Annotated in this window: 11 protein-coding genes; 8 read left to right on the plus strand and 3 right to left on the minus strand. The window is 60.5% G+C overall.

Going from position 1 to position 13,002, the window contains the following annotated elements:
• The first annotated feature begins 103 nt into the window (after window positions 1-103).
• The 5 genes from X760_RS43955 to X760_RS43975 all read left to right on the plus strand — a co-directional run bounded on the left by X760_RS43955 (window position 104) and on the right by X760_RS43975 (window position 6,424).
• Entirely contained in the window at window positions 104-865 is a 762-nt protein-coding gene (locus X760_RS43955; RefSeq protein WP_023717112.1) for a DUF3365 domain-containing protein, read from the plus strand.
• Entirely contained in the window at window positions 862-3,648 is a 2,787-nt protein-coding gene (locus X760_RS43960; RefSeq protein ID WP_023717113.1) for a response regulator, read from the plus strand. The genes X760_RS43955 and X760_RS43960 overlap by 4 nt, the downstream gene beginning before the upstream one ends.
• 2 nt (window positions 3,649-3,650) lie before the next feature.
• Entirely contained in the window at window positions 3,651-4,022 is a 372-nt protein-coding gene (locus X760_RS43965) for a response regulator (RefSeq protein WP_023717114.1), read from the plus strand.
• 24 nt (window positions 4,023-4,046) lie between these two features.
• The gene (locus tag X760_RS43970) at window positions 4,047-5,612 is read left to right on the plus strand and encodes an adenylate/guanylate cyclase domain-containing protein (RefSeq protein ID WP_023717115.1); all 1,566 of its coding nucleotides are present in this window, start codon (window positions 4,047-4,049) and stop codon (window positions 5,610-5,612) included.
• Window positions 5,613-5,725: 113 nt separating this feature from the next.
• Window positions 5,726-6,424 (plus strand): superoxide dismutase, encoded by a 699-nt coding sequence (locus X760_RS43975; protein ID WP_084642425.1) that lies wholly within the window; start codon window positions 5,726-5,728, stop codon window positions 6,422-6,424.
• 483 nt (window positions 6,425-6,907) lie between these two features.
• On the opposite strand, the gene X760_RS43980 is transcribed toward X760_RS43975, so the two are convergent.
• Window positions 6,908-7,273, minus strand: coding sequence for a helix-turn-helix domain-containing protein (locus X760_RS43980; protein WP_023717117.1), 366 nt, complete (start codon window positions 7,271-7,273; stop codon window positions 6,908-6,910).
• 150 nt (window positions 7,274-7,423) lie between these two features.
• Here X760_RS43980 and X760_RS0136995 point away from each other — a divergent pair, with 150 nt between their 5' ends.
• On the plus strand, window positions 7,424-8,086 hold the full coding sequence (locus tag X760_RS0136995; protein WP_031193453.1) for a glutathione S-transferase family protein: 663 nt from the start codon (window positions 7,424-7,426) through the stop codon (window positions 8,084-8,086).
• Between the two features lie 143 nt (window positions 8,087-8,229).
• Window positions 8,230-9,054 carry a DUF2189 domain-containing protein gene (locus tag X760_RS43985; protein WP_023717118.1) on the plus strand — a complete coding sequence of 275 codons (825 nt, stop codon included), beginning with the start codon at window positions 8,230-8,232 and terminating at the stop codon, window positions 9,052-9,054.
• Window positions 9,055-9,060: 6 nt separating this feature from the next.
• Here the strand turns inward: X760_RS43985 and X760_RS43990 are convergent, their stop codons facing one another.
• Together X760_RS43990 and X760_RS43995 are read right to left on the minus strand one after the other, a co-directional pair.
• On the minus strand, window positions 9,061-9,693 hold the full coding sequence (locus X760_RS43990; protein WP_023717119.1) for a LysE family translocator: 633 nt from the start codon (window positions 9,691-9,693) through the stop codon (window positions 9,061-9,063).
• 120 nt (window positions 9,694-9,813) lie between these two features.
• On the minus strand, window positions 9,814-11,781 hold the full coding sequence (locus X760_RS43995; protein ID WP_031193455.1) for a pilus assembly protein: 1,968 nt from the start codon (window positions 11,779-11,781) through the stop codon (window positions 9,814-9,816).
• A 337-nt stretch (window positions 11,782-12,118) separates the two neighbouring features.
• Between X760_RS43995 and X760_RS44000 the strand changes: the two genes are divergently transcribed.
• Window positions 12,119-12,979, plus strand: coding sequence for a TIGR01459 family HAD-type hydrolase (locus X760_RS44000; protein ID WP_023717121.1), 861 nt, complete (start codon window positions 12,119-12,121; stop codon window positions 12,977-12,979).
• The last annotated feature ends 23 nt before the right edge of the window (window positions 12,980-13,002 follow it).

A 13,002-nucleotide genomic window follows, 5' to 3' on the forward strand; every position in this document is an offset into this window, starting at 1 on the left:
CCCAGACTGTTCGTTGCGGAACCAGCAAAGTTTGCCGCTGGGTCCCCGCCTTTTATCGTGTTATGCTAATATACCCTAAAGGCCGTCCTTGAAGGGAACGGAAATGTCCGCCATGTCAACGTTGACCCGGACTTTCATTGCCGCTGTTCTTGTCGGCTGCGCACTCGTCGTGTCGTCTGCCATCGGAGCGGGAGTTACCGAGGATGTCGTGACGGGAACGCGACTCGCGGAATTGCTCCGTGCGGGGCGAAGCATCATCTCGAACTATCAGACGCTCATCAATGATCCTGCTCTTGGCGACAAGCACCTCGACGGTGAGCGCATTACGAGAGAAGCCATCGCCGCATACTCAAAACACACCGGCCACGACCCGCTTTCGGGCGGATTGACCGAGCGCGACCGGCGTCTGCTTGAGGCCCAGATTGAGGCGATGCGAGAGGTGGTGGACGAACAGCAAGATAACATCAACCGCGCGGGAACCGCTTTCAAAGGCTTCGTGCCGGCGGTGTTTGCGCGTCTGATGAATGACAAGTTCGCTGCCAAGGCCGGCAACGAAGCTCGGGTGCGCGTGACCGCGCCAGAGCAACTCGTGCGCAACCGCAAATCGCTTCCGGACGCATGGGAAGCACGGATCATCGAAAGCGTCTTGCTGGATCCGCAGAGAGCAAAGGGAGAAGCCTACACGGAAGTCACCGAGGCGGATGGACGCCCTGCATTTCGAATGCTGCTGCCCGAATACTATACTGGCTCGTGTCTTTCCTGCCACGGCGAGCCGAAGGGCGAGATCGACGTGACAGGATACCCAAAGGAGGGCGGCAAAGCGGGCGATCTGGGAGGCGCGATAAGCATCGTCTTGTTCAAATGAGCGCTTTGGAACAATCACCGCACCGCGTGGAAACGGTATCGGCGCCGGCGAGGCCCTTTGCGCGTCCCTTTGCCCATCTACCGATTTCGGCCCGCATAGCTGCGCTGACAGCGGCCGGCCTTATCAGCCTCATCGTATCGTCAATCTTTCTCACACAGGCACTTTATCGCAGTGCAGATCGAACTGCGGAGACCAAAGCATTTTTCGACGCCGCGTCCACTGCGGCTGCGGCGCACGCAACATTCGGCGAATTGCGATACTGGCTGACTGATCTGTCGGTTAGCTTGTTGATGAATTCCCAGCGTAATGCCGAGCAGGCGCGCGAGCGACTACTGGCACATCTGGACCGCCTTTCGAAATCATCACCGGATGCGGTCAGGGAAATCCGCGTTGAGATGGATGCCTATGTCAAAACAGCGCTAGAGGCGGCAGACAGCTATACTCAAGACAACCGCATCATCGGCAACACTCTCCTCGCCGAGGCGCGTACCCACAGCGCAAACGTGGATGCTGCGCTTAACAAACTCGTCGACCGAGCGAGCGCCGAGGCAGAAGCCGCTCGCAACGAGGTCGTAACGGAAACCCAGAAAACGGCGACTACTGCTGCTGTTCTGGTGGCCATCGTGGTGATGATCGGTTCGCTTCTCACCATCCTTGTTCTTCGCTCGATCGTCGGACCGTTGCGGCGGCTGAACCGGGTAATCGGAAATCTGACGGAAGGACGCTACGACGTCGAAATACAGGCAGAGGGAGGGGACGAGCTCGGCGCGATGGCGCGGACGCTTCGGCTTTTCCGGGCGAGCGCAATTGCAAAGCAACGACTGGAGGATGAGGCGGAGCGGCAAAGACGGACGATCGGAGCGGCACTCGAGGCGATTTCTGACGGATTTGTCCTGTTCGATTCGGAGGACAAGGTCCTTCTTGCCAACAGCAAATACTGCGAAATCTTTCCCGACAATGACCGAGCTACTCTGCCGGGGCAAAGCCTTCAGGATATTCTGAAAAGACGCTTGGCGAGCGGGCACGTCGACCTTGAGGGCGCGTCGCCGGAGGAATGGATTGCGAAGAGGCTGCGCATCCAGAAGGATCCGGCAGGCTTCGTCCACGAGGGTCGCTTTGGAGAACGCTGGGTCCGCGTCAGCAAACGAAAGACCCCTGACGGCGGGACCGTCGCCGTTTACACCGACATCACGGAACTGAAGCAGAGAGAGGTCGAACTCGAGCGGGCCAAGAGTCATGCTGAAGCGGCAAATGAGGCCAAGAGCAGCTTCCTCGCGTCCATGAGCCACGAGCTGCGCACTCCACTGAACGCGATCATTGGCTACAGCGAGATGCTGATCGAAGAGGCGAGCGACCAGCAAATGAATGAGTTCGTGCCAGATGTGGAAAAGATCGCCGGGGCCGGTCGCCATCTCCTCGCGCTCATTAACGACATCCTCGATCTGTCGAAGATCGAGGCAAATAAGATGGCAAATTTCCTGGAGACTTTCGACGTCGCCGACTTGTTGCGCGATGTCCAGGCCACAGTCGCGCCACTGATGGCGAAAAACCGAAACAGTTTCGTTATGGACCTCGCGGGCGACCTCGGGAAGATGCATTCGGACCAGACGAAGTTGCGTCAGAACCTCTTCAATCTCCTCAGTAACGCAGCCAAGTTCACCGAGGGGGGCCGTGTAACACTGGCGATTCGACGCGAGAGGAGATCGGACGGCGACTGGCTGATATTCACAGTGTCCGACACCGGGATCGGGATGACGCCAAAGCAGCAAGAACGGCTCTTTGATGCTTTTACGCAGGCAGACGCCTCCACCACTCGCAACTACGGCGGGACGGGATTGGGCCTCAGCATAACCCGGAGTTTCTGCCGCATGATCGGAGGCGTTGTAACCGTTAAAAGCGAGTTCGGAAAAGGCTCGACTTTCACAATGGAGATTCCAGCCGAGTGCGACGAAGAACCTGGCGAGCAGAAACCCGCCGAGCCGCTGTCGTCGAGGCCCTCGGAGCAGGCGGTTCTGATCATAGATGACGAACCAGCCGCCCGAACTCTCATCGCCAGGTCCTTGGCTGAGGCGGGACTGGCATCAATCGAAGCAGCAAGCGGCGAGGAAGGCATAGCCGCGGCGCGAGCGCATCGCCCGGCCGCAATCGTTCTCGACATCATCATGCCGCATCAGGACGGCTGGTCAGTGCTGCGCTCACTGAAGGGCGATAAGGAGCTCTGCGAGATTCCGGTAATCCTTGCGACGATACTTGCAGATCGCGAACTCGGCCTCTCACTCGGTGCGGTCGAATACCTCACGAAGCCGATCGACACCCAGAAGCTTATACGAACAATAGAGGCTTGCGGCGGCGGCAACCGCGATGTGCTTGTTATTGACGACGATCAAGCCTCCCGCGACTTCCTTCGGCGTATCCTGATCAAGAAGGATTGGCGGGTTCACGAGGCAAGCGATGGCCTGCGCGGCCTCAAGCTGATGAAGCGGTTGTTACCGCGTCTGGTCCTGCTTGATCTGCTGATGCCCGAAATGGACGGGTTCCAGACCCTGAACGAGATGCAGCAGGTGCCCGAGCTTCAGAACATTCCGGTCGTCGTCGTGACTTCCAAGGATTTATCGGCGGACGAGCTCAAGTGGCTTCGCGACAGGGCGGTCGCGGTTGTAATCAAGGGCGCAAATAGTCGGTCTCAGTTGGTCGAGGCCCTCGAGCGCCAGATCTTCCCACTTGGGTCGACAGGTGCCAGCATTGCCGATCGCGGAACCACCCCCATGGCTGAAGGAAGCTAAAGATGACGAGGATCCTTCTCGTAGAAGACAACGAATTGAACCGCGACATGCTTTTGCGGCGGTTGTCACGGCGTGGGTTCGAAGTCCTCATTGCGGAAAACGGACAGTCGGGCGTGGAACTCACCGTTTCGGAAAGGCCCGATCTCATCCTCATGGATATGAGCTTGCCGGTCATGGACGGGTGGGAGGCGACCCGGCGGATCAAGGCTGATCCGGCCACCTCCGGGATCCCGATCATTGCGCTTTCTGCGCACGCGATGGCCAACGATCGCGAAATGGCACTCGAGGCAGGCTGCGATGACTACGATAGCAAGCCGGTGGACCTGTCGCGACTTGTCCAGAAAATTGAACAATTGCTTGCCGCGAATCGATGAGGCGCGGACCGACGGTTTGAAAATATGCCTGCTAAGAACAAGTTCCAACGCCATGCGATCGCCGTCCATCTGGCGCAACAGCTCGCCGGACCGGCGCGGGCAATCTCAGGATTTCAGGAGTTGCTAACCGAGCAGGTGCAGGATCTCGGTCTGGGCCACATGAGACCGGATCTAGAGAAGGTTGGCGCCGCTGCTTGCGAATTGAGTAGCCTGATCGACAGCTTGATCCACGGCAAAGCGGACAATCAGAACCGGGCAGGGGTCGAGATCGAGGCGAAACTGCGCCACGACTTGCGAACGCCGCTCAACGCCATCATCGGCTATTCCGAAATGATTCGTGAAGAAGCCGAAGAATTGCACGAATACGCGCTGGAAGAGGATGTCAGGGTGATGCTCGCCGCGGCGGCTGAGTTGCTGGCGCATGTCGATGCGATTGCCGGCCTCTCGCGCGCACCCGACAGCGAGGAACCGCGGACCACGGATCAGGCTGAGATCGATGTGGCAGGGCTCGAACGGGCACTGATCAAGGCAGAGCACGACGCAAGCTCCGGTCACGGTGGCCGCATACTTGTCGTCGACGACATCACCAGCAACCGCGGTCTCCTCTCGCGCCGCTTGCAACGTGACGGTCATCAGGTAGTCACTGCCGAGTCCGGTCCGTCGGCGCTGACTCACCTCGCGGAACACGAGTTCGACCTGGTTCTGCTGGACGTCCTAATGCCGGACATGAACGGCATCGAGGTGCTCTCGCGATTGAAAGCGGAGCGCCGATGGCGGCATATCCCTGTCATCATGATATCGGGGTTGGACGAAGTGGACGCGGTGGTCCGCTGCATCGAGGCAGGGGCCGACGACTACTTGCCTAAACCTTTCAATCCGGTCCTGCTGCGCGCCCGGATCAACTCGAGTTTGGAGAAGAAACGTTGGCTCGACCGCGAGCACCAGTATCTTCAGCGGATCGAGGCGGAGAAGCGGCGGGCTGACTCGCTTCTCCATGCGATCCTGCCCGGTCAGATCGTGGCACGGCTGCAACGGGGCGAAGAGTTCATTGCCGACCGGTTCGATGAAGTGACCATTCTTTTTGCCGATATTGTCGGTTTCTCGAGCATAGCGGCAAGGTTGCCGCCGTCGGACCTGATCAAACGCCTCGACGGGCTATTCAGCACGTTCGACGTCTTGGCGGAGAAGCATGCCGTGGAGAAAATCAAGACCATCGGAGACGCCTATATGGCTGCGGGCGGTGTTCCGGAACCGGCAGCTGACCATGCCGACAGGATCGTGGCACTGGGGAAATCCATGCTGGACGCGTTGAAGCCCTTAGCGTGGGGCAACGATGGTTTTCGGATCCGCATTGGCGTGCACACGGGACCGGTGATCGCGGGCCTGATCGGCCGGCATCGGTTCGTCTACGACGTCTGGGGCGAAACCGTGAATATTGCAAGCCGGCTCGAGTCCCAGGGCGTGGCCGACCGCATGCAGATTTCGGAGGCAACCAAGCAGGCCCTGCACACCTCCTGGAAGCTCGAACCGCGCTGTAATGTAGAACTGGCAGGTGTCGGCAGGATTGAAACCTATCTCGTTCAACACTGATCGGAACAATGGCTAACCCTCAGGGAATTTCGCGAAGCGATGCTTGGAGTCGCGACACCTCGTAAACGAACAGCATGCAGCATTGGCGTTCCACTTTCACCCGGAGCTACACCATGAACAGGCGTCAGAGTCTTCTATTTCTCGCAGGAGCATCGGCCGCGGCAGCCAACACAACCCTGTTGGGCGCCGCGGCCTTTGCGCAGGAGACCCAACCCTTCAAGCTCCCACCGCTCGGCTACGCGAACAACGCATTAGAGCCGCACATCGACGCGACCACGATGATGATCCATCACGACCGCCATCACGCCGCTTATGTGAATGCCTGCAATCAACTCGTGCCGCTTTGGCCCGAGCTCGCCAGCACGCCGATGGAGGCTATTCTGGCAGATCTGGGCAAGGTCCCGGAAGGCGTGCGCAACAATCTTGGGGGACATTGGAATCACACTCACTTCTGGGAGCTGATGACTCCCGGGGGCCCCAACCAGCCCGGTGGCGACCTCAACGCCGCCATAAGCAGCACCTTCGGCAGCTATGCGGGCCTGACCGAAAAGCTCACGGCGGTTGGCCTTGGCCGCTTTGGCTCCGGCTGGGTATGGCTTGTCGTGAACAAGGACAAGAAGCTCGACATCGTCAGCACAGCCAACCAGGACACGCCGCTCGAGCTAGGGGCGCGTCCGGTGATTGGCGTCGACGTCTGGGAACACGCCTATTATCTCAAGTATCAGAACCGCCGCGCCGACTACCTCAAGGAATGGTGGCGCGTGGTGAACTGGGACAAGGCCCTCGCCAACTTCAAGAAGTCGACCGGCTGAGGGGGCCGCAGATCGCGACGCCTCGTCCCTTCAGCCGCAGCAGCCGGCCGCGTTCGTGGTCACAGCTGTTTTTTTCAGCGTCTCGCGCGAATACCGAGCGGTTCGCCGGCTGGGGTAGCGCCTTCGGTTCAGACATCCCGGTTGCCAATTTCCGCGACTGGCTTGTCTGTCGTGTTCACACCTTTGATATGCCCCAAGCTGTGACCGAAGGGCAGCAACGGGTCCGAGACGCGACCTTCGCGGCATCATTGGCAAAGGTCCGCAAGTGGCGCAAACCAGCCCACGCTATGCTGGACGCGAAGGTCAGCTTTTTGGCCCAATCATCCCGAAAGCGGATCTCCGCTTCCGGCCCAAACGCGACGTTAGAGTATCTGCTCGGCAATGACAGCTTCTGGCGCTGTCCGTGCATTCCGACATTCGGCCGGATCCTATCCAAAGCGGTTGTCCAGCCTCGGATAGCAAGCGTCAGATTTTCACGATCGGCTAGGCCGCTGTGTCTAGCCTCGTTTCCGGCATCGGTGGAGCCTGGCCGACCCGGTCGTCCCCGGTATGTTCCCACCATCTGCCCAAGGCCTCGATGAGCGGCACAAGCTTGAGACCGGGCGTCGTGAGGTCGTAATCCACGCGTAGCGGATAGCCGGCATGCGCCGTTCGCCGCACAATCCCGGCGTCCTCCAGCTTGCGCAGTTCGAGAGCCAGAATGCGGTGCGACACGGTCGGGTTGTCACGCCTCAGATCGCTGAAGCGCTTGGTGCCGTCCTTGAGATAGTAGAGCAGCAAGGTGGGCCAGCGACCGCTGAGCACACGGATGGTCTCTTCGATCGGGCAGCGTGAGACGACATCTTTCATGGGGGGACCTGGTTACAGAATAGTGCGTAATTTACATGGGGCGACCAGCGTTTAGGGTCAAGTTTCGCTGCGCAGCGTAATCCCTAAATCATGGAAGAGACAAAGAAATGGAACCTATCCTCCCTTTATGGCTTCCCGCTGGGAAGTTCGATGGGGCTCGTCGCTGCATTTGAACGCGTCGGACAGCCCTACCGCCTGTGTCGAGTCGACATGCTCACTGAAATGAAGAACGACGCCTATGCCAGCATCAACGGCCGTCAGGAAACGCCGGTGTTGATCACCGACGAAGGCAGGGTGCTCACCGAGACCATGGCGATTGCCGCTTGGCTCGAAGCCCGCGATACGCAACGTCGTATCAGCTTTGAGCCTCGCTCGCCGGAAGCCGACCGGATGCACCAGCTGATGGCTTTCGTGAACACCGGCTTCACCGCCGCTTTCACCCCGCTCTGGGCCGCATATGAAATGGAATCGCCCGAGCCGGTGCTGCTGGCAACCTTGCGTGACTTTGGCCGCAAGGTCGTTACCAACCGCCATGACCAGCTCGAGGCGATGATCCTCGACACGGATTTCCTGGTCGGCGACCGGCTGACGCTTGCCGATACCACGCTGATCGGCGTGGCGCGCTGGGCGGAGTTCCACAAGGCGGTCGACGGCGCAGCTTATCCCAAGCTGGCGGCGTTGCGCCGCCGGATCGAAAGCGATCCGGACGTGCGATTTGCGCAGGCCATCGAGGATGGTGAAAAGCCGGCCGGGTCAGGCGCTTGCCTCGGTCACGTGCGGCTGGCCGAGGTGATCGATCGCTTCGCGGCCTAATCTGTTCGTTCAGCCGCCCGGCGCCCTGGCGCCGGGTGGTGGCGACAAGCGCGCCGAGATCGGCTATCATATCGCCGTTCTTGAAGTGGCAGCTGCGGGCGGCCATCCTGGCGGTGACCGCCCCGACACACGGGAGAAAGGTTATGGCTGGCTTTCATGTCATGGCGGACGCGCGTGGAATGCATGTACAGCCCAGGGTGCGCCGCATCAGCACCGAGGATCTGATCGATGCGCTCCGTCTCGGCGTAGAGGATTTCTGGGCCAAGCCGTCGCATTATGTGTTCCTGTGCCTGATCTATCCGGTGGTCGGCCTGATCCTGACGCAGTGGACGTCGGGCTCGAATGCCATCCAGCTCATCTATCCGCTGATGTCCGGCTTCGCTTTGGTCGGTCCGTTCGCCGCTATCGGCCTTTACGAAATCAGCCGTCGGCGCGAGTTCGGCATGGATACATCCTGGTGGCATGCGCTCGACGTGCGCCACTCGCCGGCGCTGCCCGCGATTGCGGTCATCGGCATCATGCTGCTGGTACTGTTCCTGCTCTGGCTGTTCACCGCGCAATCGATCTACACCAGCCTGTACGGCAATCAGCCTCCGACCTCTATCGTCGGCTTTATTCGCGAGGTGCTGACGACCAGCAAGGGCTGGACACTGATCCTGCTCGGCAACCTGGCCGGGTTCGCCTTCGCCGCGATCGTGCTGGCGACGACTGTCGTCGCCTTTCCGCTGCTGCTCGACCGCGATGTCGGCGCGGTCTCGGCAGTCGAGACGTCGGCGCGCGCAGTTATGACAAACCCGCTGCAGATGGCGCTGTGGGGCCTGATGGTCGCCGTGCTCCTGGTCATCGGCTCGATCCCGCTATTTGCCGGGCTTGCCGTCGTCATGCCCGTCCTTGGCCACGCGACCTGGCATCTCTACCGCAGGGTGGTCGAACCGGAGCGGGCACAGCAGGTCAGACGGCCGATGTAGGCCCGATCAGCGTTGCGCATCGGTTGCCATCTTGACGGCCAGCGCGGTCAGCACCGTGCCCATCATCCAGCGCTGGATCACCAGCCATAGCGGCCGCCCGGCGAGGAAGATGGCGATCGAGCCGGCCGTCACCGCGATGATGGCGTTGACGGTCAGGCTGATGGCGACCTGCGTGGCACCGAGCACCAGAAGCTGCGACAGCACGTGGCCCTTGCCGGGGCTGATGAACTGCGGCAGCAACGACAGATAGAGCACTGCCACCTTCGGGTTGAGCAGGTTGGTCATCAGGCCCATGGCGAACAGCCTGCGCGGCCTGTCCTTAGGCAGTTCGCGGATCTGGAAGGGCGAGCGCCCGCCGGGCTTCACCGCTTGCCAGGCAAGCCACAGCAGATAAAGCGCGCCGGCAAGGCGCAGCACGTCATAGGCGAAGGGCACCGCGAGCAGCAGCGCGGTGATACCGAACGCCGCCGACAGCACGTAGAATAAAAAACCGAGCGCCACGCCGCCCAGCGAAATCAGCCCGGCCTTCGGCCCTTGCGACAGCGAGCGCGAGATCAGATAGATCATGTTCGGGCCGGGCGTCAGCACCATGCCGAGGCAGACCAGCGCGAAGGCGAGATGGTTGGCGGGTTCAGGCAAGAGCGTATCTCCGGATGGGGACACTCACCACATGCTTCCCCCACCGCAAGGCATGAGGGCAGGAGCCTTTGCGCCAGCGCGCTGCGCCCCTCTGCCTTTACGTCGCCAATCCCATCGCCTTCAGCCGACGATGCGCAGGTTCGACAATTCGTTGGCGATTTCCTTGAAATTGTCGGACAGCGTCGCGCCCGTCGCATTCCAGAACAGCTTGGCCGGCTTGCTCGGGTCGGCCGGATCCTTGCGGAAGCGCGAATCCGAGGAACACGCCTTCAGCGCATCGATCGCCTTCTTGTCGCCGGCATCTGTGGGCGACAGGTCGAGCGCCACCGTCATCACCAGAATGTTCGAATTCTTTGCATTGGCGCAGAGCGTTTTCATCTGCTCGTCGAGTGCTGCCGTGTAGTTGGCACCGGTATAGGTCGTCTTGCCGATATCGGTGCTGGTATTCATGAACAGGCGGGTCACGCTTCCAGATCCCGGATAGGTCAGGCCAGTGTAGCCGTAGGCGGCGTAGGTCGACCTGTTGTTGGCGTAGCTGCCGTCGCTGACGGCGCTATAGGTATTGGCTCCGTCGGTCAGCACCACGACCACCTTGTCGTTGCCCCTCTCGCTGTTCGGCCGGCCATCGGTGAACGGTGGGTTGCTCGATACCGTTCGCCAGCCCCAGGCAAGTCCCTCCGGTACGTTGGTATTGCCGTTCGGCGCCATGGCGTCGATGGCGTCCTTGATCTCCTGCTTCTCGGCGTCCTGGCTGACGTCCTTCAACGGCGTGATCGGGTTGGTGGTGCAGGAGGAATTCGGCCCATCGCCCGCGGCTGCGGATTGCGAACCGTACGGTTTTATCAGGAAATATTTGCGCATGTCAGACTGTCGCTGCGAAGCGGTAGGACCGGCGACATAGGGCCAATCGGCCCACCAGTTGTTGCCGTAATTGTAAGACGTGCTGATGACGTCGTTGATGCCGTCACGGTTGAAATCGAGCCACAGAGTGCCAGCCTCATCCGGGGCGAACATCGGCACGAAAAGCGTGGCCGGCGCGGCTGTGTCGGGCGTGATGTCGTCGACATTGTAGGGATATGGCCGTGCCTCGACGCAACCTTGCCAGCTCGCATAGCGGCTCGTCGTATAGATATATTCCGGTGCGCTCCAATGGCCGTACTGGCAGGTGCCGTTCTTCTTGTATGTGTCGCAGACATATTGCTTCGAATTGGGTACCTCTTCGCGGCCCGATTCGACCGTCATGTCGGCGTAGAGGCTGAAACGCGTCAGCGGCTGGTCCTTGGTCTCGCCCCAGCCGGTGCCGCGCTTGTACCAGATGCCATTGAGCTTCTCGGCATATTTGTCCGGATTGTTGGCTGCACTCATCGTCGTCCAGTCGAAATCTTCATGCTGGATCGGGGAGATGCCGTCCTGATCCATCCAGCCGTCTTGATCGTGGGTAGGGCCGATATTGACCGAGGCCGCAAACGGCACGAGAGAAAATTGCACCGGTTTGGTGATCTGCTTCATCTGCTGCGCCTGAAGCGCCAGCGTATCGACAAGCTGCTTGGCGGCCGACTTCAGCAGGTCTATTCGCTTCTCGCCGGTGCCGGAGCCGAGATCGCTCATCGAGCCGGAATTGTCGAGCACAAGCGCGACTTCGAGGGTGTTCTTGAGGCGGAGTTCCGAACATTCGGTGAAGGTCGTGTCGCTTGCCGTGCCGCCGACCAGCAGGCTGGCGGCCGGGAGAAAATAGGGGTGGAAGGTGAGGCTGGCGCAGAGCTTCAAGGTGCCGCCGCCGGCATTGTTGTTGGGCAGCGTGACGGTCAGCGCTGTGTTCGCCGGGTCGATACGTGCGAGATTGGTTTCGAAAAATGTCTTGGCGTAGGCCTTGACGTCGTCGTCGCTGGCGCCGGCGACGATCTGCTGGGCGGCGGCGAGGCCGGCCGCATCAAGTGCGTTCAGCGTTTCGTGCTTTTGGCGCAGCAACTCCCCGTAATCGACACTGAGCGCCAGACCGGCCATCAGCGGCACAATGGTGATTGCAGTCATTAAGGAGTAGTTGCCACGTCTGTCGTGTCGGAATTTTCCGATTATTGCCTTCAGCATTCCCGCCCCGCCCTATTTTTCCCGGACGATGCCACGCATTTTTAAATTTCCGATTGCTAAAATACGTCCAAGGTCGGTACGGTTTTTCAATCCCCGTTAACCACACGTCCGCAATCGGCAATGCCGCTCCGCGCTCTCCACGGCAAAGTCCCTAAAAGCGGATAAGGCGCTGGAAAAGAAAAGCTTTCGCCATCACGTCCCCGCCGGCGCCCCGGGCGGCAATCTTGCGGGCACAACGAAAGCTGGTGACAGAGCGAAGCGCTTCGGTTAATCCGGGCCGGCCGCTACGGACCGTCGGTCGCGGCGCTTGCAAGCATCATGGTACAGGGACAACGGCATGGCGGATTCGCCCGACATCATCGGTTCGCTCGCAGACCTGTCGGGAGCCTATTCAGCCATCCTGTGCGATGTCTGGGGCGTGGTGCACAATGGCGAATGGCATTTCCCCGCGGCTGCTGCCGCGCTGATCACTGCTCGCGCGGCGAAAATACCTGTCGTGCTGATCACCAATTCGCCGCGCCGCAGCGCCGACGTGGTGGCGCAGATGAACGCTATCGGTGTTCCTTCCGCCGCCTACGATCGTGTCGTGACGTCCGGCGACGTGACCCGCGACCTGATCGCCGACGGGCCGCGAAAGATCTTCCATATAGGCGCCGATCGAGATTTCACGCTCTATGATGGTCTCGACGTCGAGCTTGTCGAGGAGTTCGAAGCATCCGGCGTGGTCTGCACCGGCTTGTTCAATGACGAGGTGGAAAAGCCGGAAGATTATGCCGATCTTCTGCGGCGGCTGCGTGCCAGGAACCTGCCCTTCATCTGCGCCAATCCCGACATCGTCGTCGAGCGCGGCGAACGCATGATCTGGTGCGCAGGGGCTTTGGCCCGCGAATACGCGCAGCTTGGCGGGCGCACCCTGATCGCCGGGAAACCCTATGCGCCGGTTTATGAGGTCGCCATGAAAGAGATCGCCGTCATTCTCGGCCGCACGGTCGAGCGTTCGCAAGTTCTGGCCATCGGCGACGGCATGATGACCGACATCAAGGGCGCGGCCGATAATGGCTTCGACGTGCTCTACGTATCGGGCGGCATCCATGCCCGCGATTACGGTGAAGCGCTGCAGCCAGACCCGGCCAGGCTCGCGGCCTTTCTCGAAAAATACGGCTACAGGCCGGTCGCGGTGATTCCCAGACTGCAATAAGTTCAGGCCCAGACTGCAATAGG

The organism is Mesorhizobium sp. LSHC420B00 (assembly GCF_000503055.1).
GTDB lineage: Bacteria > Pseudomonadota > Alphaproteobacteria > Rhizobiales > Rhizobiaceae > Mesorhizobium.